The sequence below is a fragment of the Mesorhizobium sp. RSR380A genome (genome assembly GCF_054719385.1).
The window spans coordinates 4181157-4199312 of sequence record NZ_JBTTIB010000001.1; the positions used below are offsets into that span (position 1 = coordinate 4181157).

The 18156-nt window shown below is 62.7% G+C and carries 16 protein-coding genes; 5 read left to right on the forward strand and 11 right to left on the reverse strand.

The features are described from left to right. Positions 1 to 2 precede the first annotated feature (2 nt). From ACYG9Z_RS20135 to ACYG9Z_RS20165, 7 genes are all read right to left on the reverse strand, one after another. Entirely contained in the window at positions 3 to 824 is an 822-nt protein-coding gene (locus tag ACYG9Z_RS20135; RefSeq protein WP_023751832.1) for a sugar phosphate isomerase/epimerase family protein, read from the reverse strand. 39 nt (positions 825 to 863) lie between these two features. After that, positions 864 to 1706 (reverse strand): carbohydrate ABC transporter permease, encoded by an 843-nt coding sequence (locus ACYG9Z_RS20140; protein WP_023686993.1) that lies wholly within the window; start codon positions 1704 to 1706, stop codon positions 864 to 866. A 4-nt stretch (positions 1707 to 1710) separates the two neighbouring features. Next, positions 1711 to 2607 (reverse strand): carbohydrate ABC transporter permease, encoded by an 897-nt coding sequence (locus ACYG9Z_RS20145; protein WP_023682645.1) that lies wholly within the window; start codon positions 2605 to 2607, stop codon positions 1711 to 1713. Positions 2608 to 2747: 140 nt separating this feature from the next. After that, positions 2748 to 3995 carry an ABC transporter substrate-binding protein gene (locus tag ACYG9Z_RS20150; protein ID WP_023740601.1) on the reverse strand — a complete coding sequence of 416 codons (1248 nt, stop codon included), beginning with the start codon at positions 3993 to 3995 and terminating at the stop codon, positions 2748 to 2750. Positions 3996 to 4110: 115 nt separating this feature from the next. Continuing rightward, positions 4111 to 5256 (reverse strand): ABC transporter ATP-binding protein, encoded by a 1146-nt coding sequence (locus tag ACYG9Z_RS20155; RefSeq protein WP_023751833.1) that lies wholly within the window; start codon positions 5254 to 5256, stop codon positions 4111 to 4113. Positions 5257 to 5345: 89 nt separating this feature from the next. Next, positions 5346 to 6296, reverse strand: coding sequence for a PfkB family carbohydrate kinase (locus ACYG9Z_RS20160; RefSeq protein ID WP_023724285.1), 951 nt, complete (start codon positions 6294 to 6296; stop codon positions 5346 to 5348). Between the two features lie 3 nt (positions 6297 to 6299). Then, entirely contained in the window at positions 6300 to 7100 is an 801-nt protein-coding gene (locus ACYG9Z_RS20165; protein WP_023692211.1) for a beta/alpha barrel domain-containing protein, read from the reverse strand. 162 nt (positions 7101 to 7262) lie between these two features. Between ACYG9Z_RS20165 and ACYG9Z_RS20170 the strand changes: the two genes are divergently transcribed. The 3 genes from ACYG9Z_RS20170 (at position 7263) to ACYG9Z_RS20180 (ending at position 10424) form a co-directional block, all read left to right on the forward strand. Further along, a complete protein-coding gene (locus ACYG9Z_RS20170) occupies positions 7263 to 8024 on the forward strand; it encodes a DeoR/GlpR family DNA-binding transcription regulator (RefSeq protein WP_023686999.1) in 762 nt (253 codons plus the stop codon). A 254-nt stretch (positions 8025 to 8278) separates the two neighbouring features. Beyond that, a complete protein-coding gene (locus tag ACYG9Z_RS20175; protein WP_023751834.1) occupies positions 8279 to 9427 on the forward strand; it encodes a Gfo/Idh/MocA family protein in 1149 nt (382 codons plus the stop codon). Between the two features lie 64 nt (positions 9428 to 9491). Beyond that, positions 9492 to 10424, forward strand: a complete 933-nt coding sequence (locus tag ACYG9Z_RS20180) for an alpha/beta hydrolase (RefSeq protein WP_245259884.1) — start codon at positions 9492 to 9494, stop codon at positions 10422 to 10424. Here ACYG9Z_RS20180 and ACYG9Z_RS20185 read toward each other — a convergent pair. Beyond that, positions 10412 to 11476 (reverse strand): LacI family DNA-binding transcriptional regulator, encoded by a 1065-nt coding sequence (locus ACYG9Z_RS20185; protein WP_031244069.1) that lies wholly within the window; start codon positions 11474 to 11476, stop codon positions 10412 to 10414. The genes ACYG9Z_RS20180 and ACYG9Z_RS20185 overlap by 13 nt on opposite strands. Positions 11477 to 11701: 225 nt before the next feature. Between ACYG9Z_RS20185 and ACYG9Z_RS20190 the strand changes: the two genes are divergently transcribed. Beyond that, positions 11702 to 13087, forward strand: a complete 1386-nt coding sequence (locus ACYG9Z_RS20190; RefSeq protein WP_023751836.1) for an FAD-binding oxidoreductase — start codon at positions 11702 to 11704, stop codon at positions 13085 to 13087. Positions 13088 to 13100: 13 nt separating this feature from the next. Here ACYG9Z_RS20190 and ACYG9Z_RS20195 read toward each other — a convergent pair whose 3' ends face one another. Continuing rightward, the gene (locus ACYG9Z_RS20195; protein ID WP_023667912.1) at positions 13101 to 13745 is read right to left on the reverse strand and encodes a YjbE family putative metal transport protein; all 645 of its coding nucleotides are present in this window, start codon (positions 13743 to 13745) and stop codon (positions 13101 to 13103) included. Between the two features lie 256 nt (positions 13746 to 14001). Between ACYG9Z_RS20195 and ACYG9Z_RS20200 the strand changes: the two genes are divergently transcribed. Then, the gene (locus ACYG9Z_RS20200) at positions 14002 to 14649 is read left to right on the forward strand and encodes a ThuA domain-containing protein (RefSeq protein WP_023726317.1); all 648 of its coding nucleotides are present in this window, start codon (positions 14002 to 14004) and stop codon (positions 14647 to 14649) included. A gap of 199 nt (positions 14650 to 14848) precedes the next feature. Here ACYG9Z_RS20200 and ACYG9Z_RS20205 read toward each other — a convergent pair whose 3' ends face one another. After that, on the reverse strand, positions 14849 to 16384 hold the full coding sequence (locus ACYG9Z_RS20205) for an HlyD family type I secretion periplasmic adaptor subunit (RefSeq protein ID WP_023726318.1): 1536 nt from the start codon (positions 16382 to 16384) through the stop codon (positions 14849 to 14851). A 3-nt stretch (positions 16385 to 16387) separates the two neighbouring features. Then, a complete protein-coding gene (locus ACYG9Z_RS20210) occupies positions 16388 to 18103 on the reverse strand; it encodes a type I secretion system permease/ATPase (RefSeq protein WP_023726319.1) in 1716 nt (571 codons plus the stop codon). Positions 18104 to 18156: the final 53 nt, after the last annotated feature.

Consider the following 18156-nt stretch of genomic DNA (forward strand, 5'->3'; position numbering starts at 1 on the left):
TCTCAGGCTCCGTAGCCGCGCATTGTCTGGCGGTTGGCTTTGACGGCGCCGGCAGGGTCGGCGGCGGCCGTTTCGGACTCTTCCTCCAGCACCAGCCAGCCGTTGAAATTGGGTGCAGCACCAGCGATCTCGATCACCTTCGCCGTGTCACAGACGCCCTTGCCGAGCATCGCCCAGGTTCCATTCGCGTCGACATCCTTCAGATGCACATAGCGGATGCGGTCGCGATAAGTGGTGAGCGTATCCGCCATGTCCTGGCCACCGCGCAAGATGTGGCCGGTGTCGGGCACCCAGCCCACCAGCGAGGCGTCGAGCAGCCCGAAGATGCGGTCGTAGTTGGCGCGGTCGAACAGCAGCGTGTTGTGATGCGAGCTTGGATGCACCGCGACCTGGACGCCGGCCTCGCGCCCGAGCTCGCCGGCTTTGTTGTAGACCTCGGCGGCGACGGCAAACTTGTCGTCGCGCGGCCCGTCGGAAACGATCGTGGCCGAGCCCATCGACACCAGCGCGCCGGGAAAGGCGGCGGCGAAGTCGATCCAGCGTTTGGCGGTCTCCAGGTCGGCGCCGATCTCATCCCTGAGCGTGAAACCGCTCTTGGAGCCGAAGGCGAAGGAGACGAGCGTCAGCCCGGATGACTTCAGCGCGGCGGCGAACTCCGCTGGCTTGGCGGCATAGCGGCCGATCATCGTGTCGGTGATCTCGATGCCGGCATAGCCGCCATCGGCGATCGCCTTGAGCAGATCGTCCGGGCCGCCGGCAAAACGGTCGCCGAGCATTTCCCAGGTAAAGGTCTGGCAACCGACTTCCAGATCTTTCACGGTCATCCTTTCATTCCTTGATTCCACCTCCGTTGGAGGGACATCCTACTTGACCGACCCTGCGGTCATGCCGGCGAGGAAGAACCTCTGGGCAACCAGGTAGATGACCAGGAGCGGCAGCGAGCCGAGCACGCTCATCGCCATCATCTGGTTCCATTCGAATGCGTGTTGCCCCATCAACAACTGGATGCCGATCGGGACGGTGCGCATGGACGTCGACTTCGTCAGTGTCAGCGCAAAGAGAAATTCGTTCCAGCACAACAGGAAGGTGTAGACCGACGTCGCCACGATACCAGGCAGTGAAATCGGCACGATCACCCGCCACAGTGCGGTCCAACTGGTGCCGCCGTCGACAGCCACCGCTTCATCGAGGTCGCGGGGCAAGGTGTTCAGATATCCCGTCATCAGCAGGATCGCATAGGGCAGCGTAAACACCAGATAGGTCAGGATCAGCGCGACATAGGTGTCGAAGATGCCATACGAGACGACAAGCCCGAAGAAGGGGATCAAAAGCGTGATCGGCGGGATCGTCTGCGTGCTGATGATGAGAGTGTTGAGGCTGCCCTTGCCGCGGAAATTGAAACGGCTGAACCCATAGGCCGCCAGCAAGGCGATCAGCACCGTCAGCACGGTCACCGCTCCGGCCACGAAGTAGCTGTTGAAGAAGAAGCGCAGCTTTACCGGGTCGCCCAGGATGGCCGCATACGCTTCCAGCGTGAAGGCCTTCGGCAGGACGGTTGGTGGCAGGGCGAAGATTTCGGTGTTCGACTTGAACGAGCTGCTCAGCATCCAGTAGATCGGGAAGGCCGCGAAAAAGAGCCCTGCGGCAAGCGCGACATGGAGCGCGGCGGTGATCAGCCTGTCTTTCGGCGTGTGCATTTTCCTCATGTGACTACCGAGCCTTTTGATAGCGGATGTAGAACAGCGTCAGGCCGAGAGAGATCAGCAGGATGACCACGGCGCTCGCCGAGGCCTGCGACAGGTTGTAGCTCGAAAACGCCAGCTTGTACGTGTAGGTGCTGAGGACCTCGGTCGAGTAGATCGGACCGCCACCCGTCGTTATCCAGATCAATGGAAAGACCTGCATGGTCCAGATGAAGTCGAGCAGCGAGATGCTGATGATGATCGGCATCAGCTGCGGTATGGTGATGAAGATCAGCTTCTGGTAGGCCTTCGCGCCGTCGATATCGGCGGCCTCGTAGAAATCCTTGGGAATGCCCTGCAAGCCTGCGAGCAGGCTGACCATGAAAAGCGGGTAGCCCGCCCAGATATTGGCGAAGGTGACGGCGTGCAGCGCGGTCGCGGGCGAGGAAAACCACTCGACCTTGGAACCGATGATGCCCATCTGCATGAGAACACTGTTCACGACACCATTCGGCTCAAGCAGAAGGCGCCAGATCACCGCGATAATCACCGCGGTGAACAGCCAGGGCAGTATGTACAGCACGCGCAGGATGTTGCGCAGCGTCGGATTGATGCGGTCGCTGTTCAGCATGAGTGCGAAGAGCATGCCGATGGTCATATGGAAGACGACACTCATGCAGGTGAAGTAGAGCGTGTGCCACAGCGAGGCCCAGAACACCGGATCGGCAAAGATCGCCTGGTAGTGTTTCAGTCCGGCAAAGGACGGGTCGCGACGCAGCACCGCGCTGTTCTGGAACGAATAGCCAATCACCGTCACCATCGGCAGCAGCATCAGAAGGCCGATTATGAGGAGCGATGGTGACAGATAGAGATAGGGTGCGACCGCTCGTTTCAGTCGATGGTGGGAGCGCTTCTGCCCGGTCATGTGCGACCTCTGGGATGTGCCTTCAGGAGGAAGGTGCGCTTCAAAAACAGGTCCATCTCAAATTGCCGATCCGTTGTTGACGGGTGGCCTGGCCGAGGCCGGGCCACCCGGTGGAAGATAGCAAACGGGCAATGGGCCGCTCAGAATTTCGCCGTCCAGCCCTTTTGAGCGTTGGTTGCGGCTTGTTCCGGAGACTGCTCGCCGGCAAGCATCTTCTGAGCCTCCACGTCGAACTGGGTCATCAGGTCTTCAGCCACCGGCAGGCCCGTGAACTCGTTGGCGAGATAGCCGGTCTTGAAGATTTCGAAAGCCTTGGCGAAAGCCTTGTCCGAGGTCACGAAATCGGGCTTGGCGTTGACGTTGCCCGGGAAGGCGTTTGCAAGCGACACGAGCTTGGCATTCACCTTCTCGCTCATCAGATATTGGACGAGCTTCCAGGCTTCATCCTGATGTTTCGAGGCGGCAGAGATGCCGATGCCCCAGGAGGCATAGGGAAGGCCGCGCTTGCCGCTGTAGTCCGCCACGACCGGGACCGGGATGAGGTCGAAGTTCAGCTTGGGATTGCGTTTGCGGATGAGATTCACATGGGCGAGCGAGTCGATCATCATTCCGACCCGATCGTTGACGAATTCCTCGACCTTCTCCTGCTCGGTCTTGGTGGCAATGCCGGGCGAGATGACGCCGGCGTCGTTCAGCGATTTGACGAAAGTGAGCATATCGACGACCGGCTTGCCCTCGAGAGCCGGCTTGCCTTCAGCCATCATCGATTGACCCGAGGCCCAGACCCACGACATCAGGTCGTTCTGGACACCGGACGGCGTTTGCAGCGACAGGGGCAGCACCCAGCCATACTGGTTCTTGTCGGCATGGGTCATCTTCTTGGCGGCTTCGAGAAACTCCGCGCGGGTCGACGGCAGCTTGGTGACGCCTGCCTGGGCGGCGAGGTCCAGATTGACGAAGACCGGATAGACGAACGAAGCCACGGGAAACATCACCGCCTTGCCGTCCACCTTGATGATATCCGCGACCTGGGTCTTGTCGAACCCGCTCGCATCCATCATCGGGTTCATGTCGGCCAGCGCACCCTGCGCGTTCAGATTGTTCACCCAGGCGCCGTCGAGACCGACGACGTCGCTGAGCGTTCCGGTTGCGGCGCCGACCGAGATCTGGTCTCGCGTGGTCGCATAGGGACCGCTGACCAGCGTCACCTTGATGCCGGGGTTTGCAGCCTCGAAGTCGTTCATGATTGCCCTGAGCGATCCCGCCGGCAATTCGGGCTCCCACCATTGGGTGAATTCCAGCGTCGTGTCCGCCATGGCGCCGGTTGCACCAAGCAACCATGCGGCCGCGGCTATTTTCAGCATCGCGGGTCGTATCCGAAACATCATTTTCTCCTCCTTCTTCAAGGTCGGCCGCACAATGCGGACGATCGTCTGTTCATTCAGAAGCCTTCTTGTATCTTCCGCAGGCACCTCGCTCCCGCCCGCGGTCTTCCGCAGATCTTCAGATCGCCAGATGCGTTTCGGGATCGAAGAAATGGAACTTGGCATCATCCACGGCCAACCGGATTTCCGAGCCGGAGCGGACGGCGCTGATCGGCTCGAACCTCGCCACCGCGTTCGACGCCAGGCCGAAATCGTCCACCGCATCCGGATCGCCGGAGTCCACCCGGACCGCGTCGATGTTCATGTGGACGATCTGTTCGGAGCCGAGTTCCTCGATCGAGGTCACCCTGGCCGGTATCGTCTGATACTTGCGACCGGATTCAAGGCTGCTGTCATAAAAATCCTCCGGTCTGATCCCGAACACGACCTTGCGCCCCGCATACGACCTCAAGGCCGGCCTGCGCACGAAGGCTGCATCCTGCAGCCGGACGGCGAAGTCGCGAAAAGCGAGCTCGCCGCCCTTCAGGGTCGCCTCGAAAAGGTTCATCGAAGGAGAGCCGATGAAGCCGGCAACGAAGGCGTTAACCGGCGATTCATAGAGCCTCTTGGGTGTGTCGACCTGCTGCAGCACACCGCCTTTCAACACCGCGACTCTGTCGCCCATCGTCATCGCTTCGATCTGATCGTGGGTCACGTAAATGGTCGTGACGCCGAGCTGCTTTTGCAGGCTGGTGATTTCGGCGCGCATTTGCACACGCAGTTTCGCATCCAGATTGGAAAGCGGCTCGTCCATGAGAAAGGCGGCCGGCTCGCGCACCATGGCGCGGCCCATGGCAACCCGTTGACGCTGCCCGCCTGACAGGTTCGCGGGTTTGCTGTCCAGCAAAGACGTCAGCTGAAGAGTTTTGGCGATCTCGTCCACGCGCTTCTTGCGCTCGGCCTTCGGCTTGCCTGCCAGCCGCATCGAAAAGGCGATGTTTTCGGATACCGTCATATGCGGGTAGAGCGCGTAGCTCTGGAACACCATCGCGATGTCGCGGTCCTTGGGCGGCATGTCGACGACGTCGACCCCGCCGATCCGAAGGCTGCCGCTGGTGATGTCTTCCAACCCCGCGATCATTCGCAACGCCGTGGATTTGCCGCAGCCGGAAGGCCCGACGAGGATCAAGAACTCGCCGTCCTTGACCGACAGGTTCAACTGGTCGATTGCGCGAAAACTGTTCCCGTAGGTTTTGCAGATCTTCTCAAGAATGACTTCTGCCATATTCCTGCCTCCACAAGTATAAGCCCTGATTTTTATGATTCTCCTGGGCTTGTGTTCGCCTGCGAAATGTTTCGTCGGATCGTTTCAGGTCATACTCCAGCATCCACATGCGCATTTTTCAGGTCGACTGCTGACGGCGCGTTCGCCGATGCCAGGAGTTGCGTGACCTGGTCCTCGGTCGGAAGCGCCTCGCGCCCGCCACGCCCCGTTATCGAAACGGCCGCCGCCGCGGCCGCGAATGCGATCCGGCCCGCGGTGTCGGCTCCGCGCGTCAACGCATGGGCATAGGCGCCATGAAAGCAGTCACCCGCGCCCGTGGAGTCGACGACCGCAACCCGGTGCGGGGGCAGGTGCCAGAGACCTGTCTCTTCACGGCCGCGATAGTACACACCCCTGCCTCCATCGGTCAGAACCACGGCGGATCGCGATGGCAACCACAAGGCATCGAGCATCTCGGCAGGCGATCGGCGCCCCGTGGCAGTCCGTGCAAAGCTAAGTGGAAGAATGAGATGGTCGCAGAGCGCGATCAGCCGTTCCGTGGCGGGACCGCTGCTCCATTCGATGTCGCCCAGGATCGCAAGGCCGAGATCGCGAGCCCGAGCCACGACATCCAGCGACCCGGTCGCATAGCTATCGACGATCAGGACGGTCGCGCGGCTGAGGATATCGTCCGGAAAGTCCGGAGCGGTGCCCAGCATCGCATCGTCGTCATACGCGATGAACCTTTCCCCGTCCGAGCCGACGGTGATCCGCGAGTGCACCGGGCGCGCGTCGGGATGGCGCGGCGCGAATGCGGTTTCAATACCGCTCGCCACGAGATCGAGCTGCACCGCGTCGTCCGAGGCACTGGCCAGCCATCCGACGAACCCGGCGGTTCCGCCGAGCCGCGCGACGGCGGCCAGCGCCGTCGCGACATTTCCCCCGAAGGCGCGGGTACTTTGCAGAACCTTACCCTTGCCCGCCGACAATGGCTGATCGACGTAGACGATGTCGTCGATCGCAATAGCGCCGAAGCCGAGGATCGAGGGGATGGTGGGCATCGTTCAGGCACCCGCCTTCGCCAGGGCGTCTTGCGCCGAAAGGCCGTCATGGATGACGCCGCGAAAGGCAAGCGCTGCCTTCTCCGGATCGCCGTGCCCCCAGAGATTGCGGCCGACCACGGCGCCGCGCGCGCCGGCACGGATGGCATCCGCCGTCTGCTGAAGCGCGCCGAGCAGCGTATCGGTCTTTGGACCGCCCGCGATGACAACCGGCACCGGGCAGGTCCGGACGGTCTCCCGGAACGACTCGAAATCCCCGGTGTAGCCGATCTTGATCACGTCGACGCCGGACTCGTAGCCGATGCGCGCCGCATAGGCGATCTCGTCGGGGGTGAAGACGATCTTTGCTCCGTCGGTGAAATCGCGAGGGTAGATATGCGCCACCACAGGCATGCCGTAGCGGGCCGCCGCATTCACCGAATCGGTCAGCCAGCGTATGTATTTGCCCTCCGTCGCGCCGCGCACCGGAATGGCCACGGCCAACGCATCGGCCCCCGCGCGCACCGCGTCCTCGGGCGTTGCGATCAACTCGCTGATGCGATCGTCCGCGGTGAAGCAGCCCGCCTGAATCACCAGGGAAGCTTTGCCCGCATATTGCGGCCACAGATGGCGCGCGGTGCCAGGCTGGATGCTGACGTAGTCGGGTTTGCCCGCCATGACGCGTGCGAGCGCACCCGGCAGGTCGGCAAGGCCGCCTTTGCGCACGTCGCCATAGCCGACGAAGTGGTCGACCGCGCCGCCAAAAAGGTTCCCCGATGGATGCGAGAAGAGGCGCGCGAGGCGCACCTTGGTTCCTAGGCTCATGAGTCCAAAATTCCCTGATCGGTTGATTTAAAAATGCTCGATCCAGTGTTTCCGAAAGAAAAAAGAAAAACAATCTTTCGAAAGCTTTCGAATCTGCATATTTCCGGTAAGGTGAGCCGAGGCCGGCGCGATTGCTCGGCGCAGGCAGGCAAGGGCAGGGCAATGTTGTCGGAGCAGAGACGCCAATCGATCCTGGGCGAGGTGCAACGCAGCGGACAGGTTCGCATCAAGGACCTGTCGGACGGGTTTGGCGTGTCGGAGGTCACGGTGCGCTCCGACCTCGAAATACTGGACCGCAAGGGACTGCTGACCAAGACCCGTGGAGGAGCGGTGACCCGGACCACCGATTCGACGACGGCCGCGTTCGCGCGGCGGATGCAAACGAACCTCGACGCAAAGAAGCGCATCGCCCGGGCGGCGCTCGACCTTTTCGAGGACAACCAGTCGATCATCTTCGACGGTGGCTCGACCTTGATGCAGCTTGCCATGCAGTTACCGCCGCTCAGCAATGTCGTGGTCGCGGCCACGGCCATGAATATCGTGCAGCATCTTATGCATCGTCCCGGGCTCGACGTTCATATGATCGGCGGCCGGGTCTATCCCGACACGGTGAGCACGCTGATCACCGATGCCGATACGGCTCTCGGCGGCCTGGTAGCGCATCAGGTCTTTGTTGGAGCGCATGCGATAGACTCGTCACTGGATGTGGTCGACGTGAACGAAGACATGGCGCGAACGAAGCGAAACCTCGTTCGCATGGCCCGGCGCGTTGTCCTGCTCGCCGATTCGAGCAAATGGGGCGTCAGCGGGACGTCCAAGGCATTTTCGCTGTCGGCCGTCGATGTGGTGATCACCGACGATGGCCTGCCCGGTCCAATACGCAGCGAGCTTGATAGGATCGGGGCCAAGGTGATCTATGCCTGAACCCATCCCGGTCTCTGATGCGCGACGGAAAGCGCGCATGAGCCACGGGCTTCGCAGCGGCCGTCGGCCGTTTTTCATGCCGGTCATGTTCTCCTCCTCACGCTGGCGGCCTCCCAGTGCACGCCAGAATTCTCATAAGCTCTATAAAAATTTTACGCGCGTCAACATTTAAAGTCCTGTATAGCGGATTGCGGGGGGTCGTGGGAACTGCAACGGTTGCGCAGCATGCCCTTGGCTTCGGAGGAAAGCTGGAAATGCACGGAAAATCAGAGACAAAGCTCGGCATCGGTGTCATCGGCTGCGGCAACATCTCGATGACCTATCTGCGCAATGCAGCGCTCTTTGGTGGTGTCGAGCTACGCGCCTGCGCCGACATTTCCGCTGACATGGCCGAGCTGCGCGCCAGGGAATACGGCATCCGCGCCCTCGGCGTTGACGCGCTGCTGGCCGACCCCAATATCGACCTCGTGCTGAACCTGACAATCCCCGCGGCGCATTTCGATATTTCGTTCTCGGCGCTTTCGGCGGGCAAGCACGTCTTCACCGAAAAGCCGTTGGCAACCTCCGCCGCCGACGGCCGCCGGCTTGTCGCCGAGGCCGCGAAGCGCGGCCTGCTGATCGGCTCGGCGCCGGACACATTCCTGGGTGCAGCCGGCCGCCGCGCGCGCCGGCTGATGGATGACGGCGCCATCGGCAAGCCGGTGACCGGCACCGCTTTCATGATGGGACGGGGCATGGAGCACTGGCATCCCAATCCGCAATTCTATTATCAGCCCGGCGGCGGTCCGGTGTTCGACATGGGTCCCTATTACCTGACCGTGCTGGTCAATCTGCTCGGGCCGGTCGAGCGCGTCATGGCGATGGCGACGCGCGGCCAGGAGGAGAGGCTGATCACGGCCGACGGGCCGTTCAAGAACACGACGTTCAAGGTCGGCACGCCGACCAACATAATATCGCTGCTCGAATTCCGCTCGGGCGCCACCGTCACCTTCGGCGCCTCATGGGATGTTTTCAGACACTCCAACCATCCCATTGAACTGCACGGCACCGAAGGCTCGCTCAGGCTACCCGATCCCGACACGTTCGGCGGCACGGTCTCGCTGTCGGAACGTGGCGCCGACTGGGCCGATTTCGCCAGCGAGAGCGAATTGTATGGCGCCCGCAACTGGCCCTATGTGGCGCCCGACCGCGCCAATTACCGCATGCTCGGCGTCGCCGATCTGGCGCGCGCGCTGGCCACGGGCAGAAAGCCGCGCGCCTCCGGTGAGCTGGCGCTGCAGGTGCTGGAGATCATGGAGGCGATCCTGGCTTCCGGCGAAAGCCGCGGCTCGGTTGCCGTCAACGGCACGGTCGACCAGCCGCCGCTGCTTGGCGAAGACGAAGCGGCAACCCTGCTTGCCTGACGGAGGTTCGCCCGTGACGCCATCGCCACCGTCCCCGTCGCCCCTAGATCCGGAGGCCCGGCATGTGCTCGAGCTCGGCAGCCAGGCCGGCGCGCCGCCGTTCGAAACGGGAACGCCTGAGCAGGCGCGCCGCGCCTACAATGAAGGCTTCCCGACCCTGCAAGGCGAGCGCGAGCTGGTCGCGTCGATCAGCGAGCGCATCATTGCAGGACCCGGCGGTCCGCTGAGGCTCAGGATCTATCGCGGGCAGGGCGCGCCTTCGGCAGGCGCTCCGGCGCTGCTTTATCTCCATGGCGGCGGCTGGGTAATCGGCAATCTCGACTCGCATGACGAGATCTGCCGCTGGTTCGCCAACGAGGCAGGCGCTGTCGTCGTTTCCGTCGACTACCGGCTGGCGCCGGAACACAAATTCCCGGCGGCAATAGAGGATTGCCGAGCGGCACTTGCCTTCATGCAAAGCGCCGCGGACGAACTCGGCATCGACGCTGCCCGCATCGCGGTTGCCGGCGACAGCGCCGGCGGCAATCTCGCCACGGTGCTCGGCCTGCTCACGCGGGGGGACAAAAATCCGCCGGCAGCGCAGCTTCTGTTTTATCCCAACACCGATGCCGGGCAGACGGCCGACAGCTATCGCCGCTTCGCCGCAGGCTTTGGCCTGACCGCCTCGACCATGGCCTGGTTCCGCGACCATTATATCCGCAATGCCGCCGACATCGGCGACTGGCGTACCTCACCGCTGAAGGCGGAAAGCCTCGCCGGTGCGCCGCCCACCTTCATCGCCATCGCCGGTCACGACATCCTCGCCGACGAAGGCGAGGCCTATGCCAGGCGTCTGCAGCAGGCCGGCGTGCCGGTCGTGCTGGAACACTGGCCCGGTCAGATCCACGGCTTCGTCTCGATGGGCCGTCACGGCCCGGCAGCGAGACAGGCGGTTGCCGCCGCCATTGCCGCGTGGCGAAGCTTCGATCCTGCCTTTGGAAAGGCTCAAGCGGACTGACGCATCACCAGGGCGGCGTCGAGGCTGACCTTCGGCGCGACGTTTGCCGTATCCTCGTTGAGCAAAGCGAGCAGTGTCTCGACGCTGCGCCCCGCCATGGCGGCAAAATCCTGCGCGATGGTGGTCAGTGCGGGGCAGGTGTAGCGGCTCAGCGGATGGTCGTCATGGGCGGCGATACGCAGGTCGCAATCGGCCTTGCGGCCGATCTTCAGCCCTTTCGCGAAGGCTGCCGCCATCACGCCGAAGGCCAGGCGGTCATTCGCACACAGTATGGTCTTGCCGGGCAGACCCCCGGTCTTGCCGGGCAGACCTCTGGTCTTGCCCGGCAGGCCGCTGGCCCCGAGCATCTGTTCCATCTGCTCGTAGCCGATGCGCTCGAAATCCCATGTGTAGTCTCGGGTGTTGCCGATAACCACCGGCTCCTGGCCAAGCTGACGCATCGCGGCGACGTAACTGTTCAGGCGCTCCGGCGAATTGTGATTGACATGCGGGATGTCGAAATAGATCGGGGCGTCGCCGGAGCGGCAGAGATAGTCGACGATGGTCGAGACGCTCTGGGCATTGTTGTTGCCGACAAAGGGCGTGCCGCCTTCAAGATAGGTGTCGAAATAGACGACCGGCATTGTCTGGGTCAGCTTCTCCAGCGTGCGCCGGTCCGAACGCAAGCCGAGCGGCGCGATCAGCGCGCCCGAAACTTTCAGCGACAGGATGGTACGTGTCGCCTCCATTTCGAGCTCGGTTGAGCCATGCGAGGAGATGACGACCGGCCAGTAGCCCTCGTCGCGCAGCCTGAGCTCGATGCGGCTGACCATTTCGGAATAGAAGGGATCGGTGACCGTCGGTACGACAATGCCGATGGCGCGGGTGCGCTTGCGGTTGAGGTTGCGGGCAAACAGATTGGGCTGGTAGTCGGACGACCGCAACGCCTCTTCGATGCGCTTGCGCGTTGCCGGCTTGACGCTGGTCGGATCGTCGAAATATTTCGACAGCGTCGGCCTGGAGACGCCGCAGGAGCGGGCGAAATCCTCCATCGTCTTGTGCGTCATTGGCATTCAATCCTCGTCTGGCACGCGCCAGAACCTCGGTCATCCCTTGACGCTGCCCACGGTCCTGCAGCCGGCGCGTCCGCCACGCAACGGCAGACGAAATTTACAGGAAACGTCAGTGGGTTCAACGCGCAATGACAGATTATACCGTGCGTAAATTTGTTCAATTGACGCGAAAATTGTCGCGCATCAAAGTCTCGGTCACAAAGAGCGCTGAAAAGTCCAGGCACCATGACACAACAGATCGATCGGCTTCTTTCCCAGCTATATCGTCGGCTCGATGCCGCCGCGATTGTGATCGGCGATGCTATCGATCCGCGCTATGGCGACGACCTCTCCGGCAAGGGCGGCGGCCAGCCCGAACTGGTCTTGCGTCCGCGCAACGCCGCCGACGTCGCCGAAATCCTGCGCCTATGCAGTGGTATCGGCCAGAAGCTGGTCGTCCATGGCGGCCGCACCGGGCTGGCCGGCGGCGCGCGCGTGCAGCCGGGCGAAGCGGTGCTGTCGCTGGAGCGCATGACCGCGGTCGAAGCGCCCGACCGCGCCGCGGCAACCATCATCGCGGAAGCCGGCGCGCCGCTGCAAATGGTGCAGGAAGCGGCCGATGCGTCCGGCCTGATGTTCGGCGTCGATATCGGCGCGCGCGGCACGGCGACGGTCGGCGGCAACATCGCCACCAATGCTGGCGGCATTCGCGTGCTGCGCTACGGCATGTACCGCGCCCAGGTGCTGGGGCTGGAGGCCGTGCTTGCCGACGGCTCGATCCTGACTTCGTTGCGTGGCCTGGCCAAGGACAATTCGGGATACGATCTCAACCAGCTTTTCATTGGCAGCGAAGGCACGCTGGGCGTGGTTACTCGCGCCTGCCTGCGGCTGCATCCCAAGCCCGCCACCGAGGTTGCCGCCTTTTGCGCACTTGGCTCGCTGGAGGCGGCGATTGCGTTGCTGGGGTTGCTCAAGCAGCGGCTCGGGCCCTTGCTTTCGGCCTATGAGGTAAACTTCTCGCCGCTCTACGGCGCCATGATTGCCGGCATGGCCGCGCCGGCGCCGCTGCCTGCCGGCGCGCCGGTTTATGTTTTGGCCGAGATCCAGGGCAACCAGGCCGAGCTGGACGGCGAGCGTTTCGCTTCGGTGCTGATGCAGGCGGTCGAGGACGGCATCGTCGCCGACGTGGTCGTCTCGCAGTCGCCGCGCGAATTCCGTGCGCTATGGGATGTGCGCGAAGAGGCCAACCGCTTCCTGTTTGCGATCGAGGGCATGATCGGCGTCGACATCAGCATCCCGTTGGCGACCATGGCGGGTTTCCTGCGCAACGCCGAAGCCGCGATCCACGCCGTCGACAGCCGCGCCGAGATCTACGTCTTCGGCCATCTCGGCGACGGCAATCTGCACTATCAGGTCGACACCACGGAACCGGCGGCCGCCTATGAGATCATCTATCGCGGCGTGGCGGCATGCGGTGGCGCCGTCTCGGCCGAGCACGGCATCGGCCTCGACAAGAAGAAATGGCTGAACCTCGTGCGCAGCGACGCCGAAATATCAGCCATGCGCCGGCTGAAGGTGGCGTTCGATCCGCACAACATTCTCAACCCAGGGCGGATTTTCGATATCATTTGATCGCCAGGAGAATCTAGCTTGCAACTGGCGAGAGCAGCGCGTGTAAGTCGACCGTTCTCATCTGCTCGACGCCGTCCAGAGTCATATTTCCCGCGACATAGACGATGATTGCCAGACCGAGCCAGCCGATCCAGCGATACCTGGCAAGCAGCGCCGCCACCAGCGTCGAGGCGACCGCCATCAGAACCACCGACAGGATGAGACCGAACACCAGCGCATTCATGTCGTGGGCGGCGGCGCCCGCCACGGCCAGCACATTGTCCAGCGACATCGAGACATCGGCGACGACGATCTGCAGGATCGCGGTGCGCAGCGCCTTGGCCGGCCGCGCCGTCGCAAGTGCTACGGCTTCAGTGTCGACGTCCTCGCCGTCGCCGGCCGAGCGCAACTCCTGGAACATGTTCCAGCACACCCAGAACAAAAGCATGCCGCCGACCAGCATGATCCCCGGAATTTCCAGCAGTTGCACCGCGATCACCGCAAAGACGACGCGGATCACCGCCGCCGCGGCAATGCCGGCGATGATCGCCTTCTGCCGCAACGCCTTGGCGAGGCCTGCGGCCGCCATGCCGATCACCACGACATTGTCGCCAGACAGCACAAGGTTGATGGTGATGACTTCCAGATAGGCGGCGACAGTCGTCTGGTCGAAACTCATAAAGCGGTCTCCCCGGAAGGCTCCGGCTGGTTGCGGGCGCATCGGACCGATGTCTGCGCAACGCGAAGACAGCTGATTTGAGTGCAGCCCGGTATTGAAACAAGACGCCAGCGCGGCCAATCGGTCCTCATCCACGGAATTCATCGCCGGTTCGTGATTTCCGACCAGAAATGCCCGTCCCAGAATGCCCATCATGGAAGGAAGACAAAAGCGTTCCGCTTGCCTATCAATATTGCCGACCAAAGGAGAGACGAGCATGAGCAAGACGGCACTGATTTTCTGGGGCGGATGGGAAGGCCACACGCCGGCTCGCAGCGCCGCTGTCGTCAGCGAGATATTGACGGGGCATGGCTTCGAAGTGCGGATAGAAGAGGGCACATCGGCGCTCGCCGATCCGCAGCTCCCGGCCATCGATCTGATCGTGCCGGTGATCACCATGTCGACGATCGATAAACCGGAGCTGCAAAACCTCACCGCCGCCGTCAGCGGCGGGACCGGCCTTGCCGGCTTCCACGGCACCATGGGCGACAGTTTTCGCAACGAACCGGCCTATCAGTTCATGACCGGCGGCCAATGGGTCGCGCACCCCGGCGACATCATCGACTACCGTGTCGACATCATCAGCGACGATCCGATCGTCAGGGGTATCGAGGGTTTCGCCTACCATTCCGAGCAGTATTACATGCATGTCGACCCGAGCAACGAGGTGCTGGCGACGACGACGTTCAGCGGTGAGCATCTCGACTTCATCGACGGCGTCGTCATGCCCGTGGTCTGGAAGCGCCGCTATGGCAAGGGCCGCGTCTTCTTCAGCGCGCTCGGCCACACCGCGGATGAGTTTTCCGTGCCGCAAATGCGCACCATTCTCGAGCGTGGGGTGCTGTGGGCAAGCCGATCGGCCTGATCCCGGGCTTGGCGTCAAGCTGAGCGCAGTGGGACGGATTGCTTATAGCGATCGTCCAGTTCCGCGAAGCGGCGCTCCCGACACTGCTGGGGGCGCGCTGGCGAAGGAATCGCCAATGCCATGACACTCGAGCCGTATCGTTCGACGGGCGGCTTTTCGGAGGATTGGATGGCGTCGGGATACGGGAAAGTAGAAGACTCTAATTCTCTCTGAATCCTCGATTGAGCGAGTCGCGAACCGGCGCCAGCATATAGTCGAGCAGTGTGTGCTCGCCAGTCAGGATCATCACTTCGGCAGGCATGCCGGGCGACAATTTTACGTCATGGAGGGTTGCGAGGTCAGCCATATCGACTTTGATCTTGGCGAGAAAATAGGGTTCTCCGGTCCTCTCGTCCGTCAGCCGGTCGGCCGATACCGAGGTGAGCAACCCGTGGATTTGCGGAAGATGCCGTGTTGGATAGGCTGACAGCACAACGCGTGCCGGCATGTCCGGATGCACCATGTCGATGTCCCGCGGCTTGATCCGTGAATCGATGACCAGGTTGGACCCATTCGGAACGATATCGAGGAGGGGCTGGCCGCTGGAAATCACGCCAGATTCAGTTGTGACACGCACGTTCATCACTGTTCCCGCGATCGGCGCGACAATGTCAGTCCTGGCCAGCACATCCTGACGCGAGGGTAACAGGCTCCGCAATTCGGCCAGATCGCCGCGCACCTTGCCAAGATCCTCGTTCGCTTTCTCACCATCCTGTTGCCGCAAATTGAGAAGCTGCAGCTCGGTCTCGCCGATCTGCTGTTCGTTGCGCGCGACCTGCGACCGGTTCGACGCCTGGCTCGCTCGGATGTCGGCCTGGGCACGCTGCAGCGCAAGGATCCGCGGCAGGCGCTCCAATCCCTTTTTGTACATTTCCTGTGCCGAAGCGATCTCGCGGTCGATCAGCCCCAGTTGCTCCTCCTCGGCTGCGATCACTTCCCTGGACCCGGTGATTTGCTCCTCTATCTGCCGTATCCGCTTGTTGAGGATCTGCTCGCGCCCCTCGCGAGTGGCAAGGCGGCTGCGAAGCAGTTCCTGCTCTTCAGCGGCCACTTTCTGCCCGGCCTGGTTGTCAGCCGATGTCAGTTCCTTGGGAAAAATGATCTGATCTTCTCCGGCAACCTCCGCACCCAAGCGCGCTTCGACCGCCAGCAAGCGAATGTAGCGCTCATGCAGCTCGTCGTAGCGGCCCTGTGCATCGGTCGTCTTCATGCTTATCAGAACCTGGCCCGCTGTGACCTTGTCGCCATCCCGCACGTGGATCATCCCGATGATGCCGCCCTCCAGATGCTGAACGGTCTTCCGGTAGCCGTCCGGGCTGACGATGCCGGGGGCCACGATGGCGCTGGCCAGGAGGGCCACGTCTGACCAGAGGGCGATGCCGCCGACAAAGAACAGCGCGGAGAAATAGCCGAGTATACGCGCTGGACGCGTCCGGCGATTCAGGTCGCGCTTGCTATCGCGATATGCAGACGAACGCCGCCGGACAAGCCCGACAAGCCCGACAAGCACGAGCACGAACAGCGCGGTGGCAGTTGCAGCCAGCGCGGCGCGCGCCGGCACGTCCAGGCTGTCGAAACGGTTCGAAGCCGCCGCAGCTAGATCTCCAGCAGCGACAACTAACCTGTCCAGCACGTCACGCAGGCTGGCCATCAGCATGTCCATCATCTTCGACAGGTCGCTAAATCGGTCGCTCATGGCTCACTCCGCCGCCTTCAATTTTGCCGGAACGACGACGCTGGTCTTGTCTTGCCCGGACGACGGCACGGCAGTCGGTTTGCGGTGACCGCCCAGCGCGCCCAGCACCTCGTCGCGCGTGCCGAACATCTTAACGGTGCCGTCGTGCATGAAAACGACATGATCCGCCGTACGCAGCAGGTTCGTCTGGTGGCTGACGAGAATGACGGTGCAGCCCCGTTCCTTCAAATGGTGAAGAACATTGAACAGAGCCATTTCACCATCGCCGTCGAGGCCAGTGTTCGGTTCGTCGAGCACGACGAGCGCGGGATTGCCGAATAGCGCCCGGGCGAGAGCGATGCGCTGACGTTGGCCACGCGAGATTCGCGCCCCATGCGGCCCCACCTCCGTTTGATAGCCATTTGGCATCCGCAATATCGTCTCGTGGATACCTGCGGCCTGCGCCGCGGCGATCACTGCGGCACTATCGACATCGCGCAAGCGCGCAATGTTGTCGGCGATCGTTCCCGGAAACAGCTCGACCTGCTGCGGCAGGTAGCCGATGTGCATTCCAAGCTGGTCCGAAGGCCAACTCGCGAGCTCTGCGCCGTCCAGCCTTACATGACCGAGCGAAGGCCGCAACGTTCCCACCATGAGGCGGCAAAGTGTGGTCTTGCCGGAACCCGACGGACCAATCACGCCGCAGGTCTCGCCGGCCTCGACGTTGAAGGATACTTTGTTCATCAGGGCCTGCTGTGTACCCGGCGCATGGTAGTGTGCGTTCTCGAGCCTTAGCCGGCCTTGCGGGCGGGGTAAGGTCACTTCACCGCCCTGCCTAGAATTGGTGTCCGCGAACAGGCGCATGAGGTTGCGACGCGCGGTGCGAGCGGTAACCAGGCTGCGCCAGGCTCCGATCGAGCGTTCTATCGGCGCAAGCGCGCGGCTCAGCAGTACCGATGCCGCGATCATCGATCCGGCCGTCAGTTCGCCGCGCAAGACAAAGTAGGCGCCAAGTCCCAGCACGGCCACTTGCAGGGCCATGCGCAGCGAGCGCGACAGGCTCCCGATGCTGGTCGTGCGACCGAGAAGTTGCGCCTGGATGGTCATCAACGACTGCTGCTTTTCTTCCCAGCGCTGCAGCGCCGAGCCCGACATGCCGAGCGAGCGCAACGTCTCAGCGCCATCGATGTATTGGCCGGCCGCGACCTGGTTGCGACGCAGCTCTGCCGACGTTTCCTGGCTCCTGCGGCGGGTAAAGAAATCATTGGCGAGCGCGCCGCAGAACAAAAGGATCGCCCCGATGAGTCCGAGCACGCCCAGTGCTGGGTGCAGAAGCCACATGAAAGCCAGGAAGACGGGCGTCCACGGCGCGTCGAGAAAGGTCAGCATGCTGTCGCCACCGACGAAACCGCGCAGGTCCGCTACGTCCTTCAGGCCGGCCTCGACGTTGCTACCCGCGAGGCGAGCCTCCATGGCTCGTTCGATCACCGGGACGTTCAACTGGTCGTCGAGCCATTGGCTGATATGGCCGAGGATCATGCGGCGGGCTTGTTCCAAAAGGCCATAGACGGCGATCGCGCCGATCACCGCCAGGGTGAGCCACACCAGCGTGTCGATCGACCCGCTCGACAGCACCCTGTCGTAGATCTGCAGCATGTAGACGGTGCTGGCGAGCATCAGGACGTTTGCAAGCAGGCTGAAGATGAGCAGGGCGGGCGCCTGGCGCCGGGCCAGATGCATTACCTCTTCGAACTGCGGTCTTGGCTGCGGCACGGCTCGCCCCCCATTGTGAT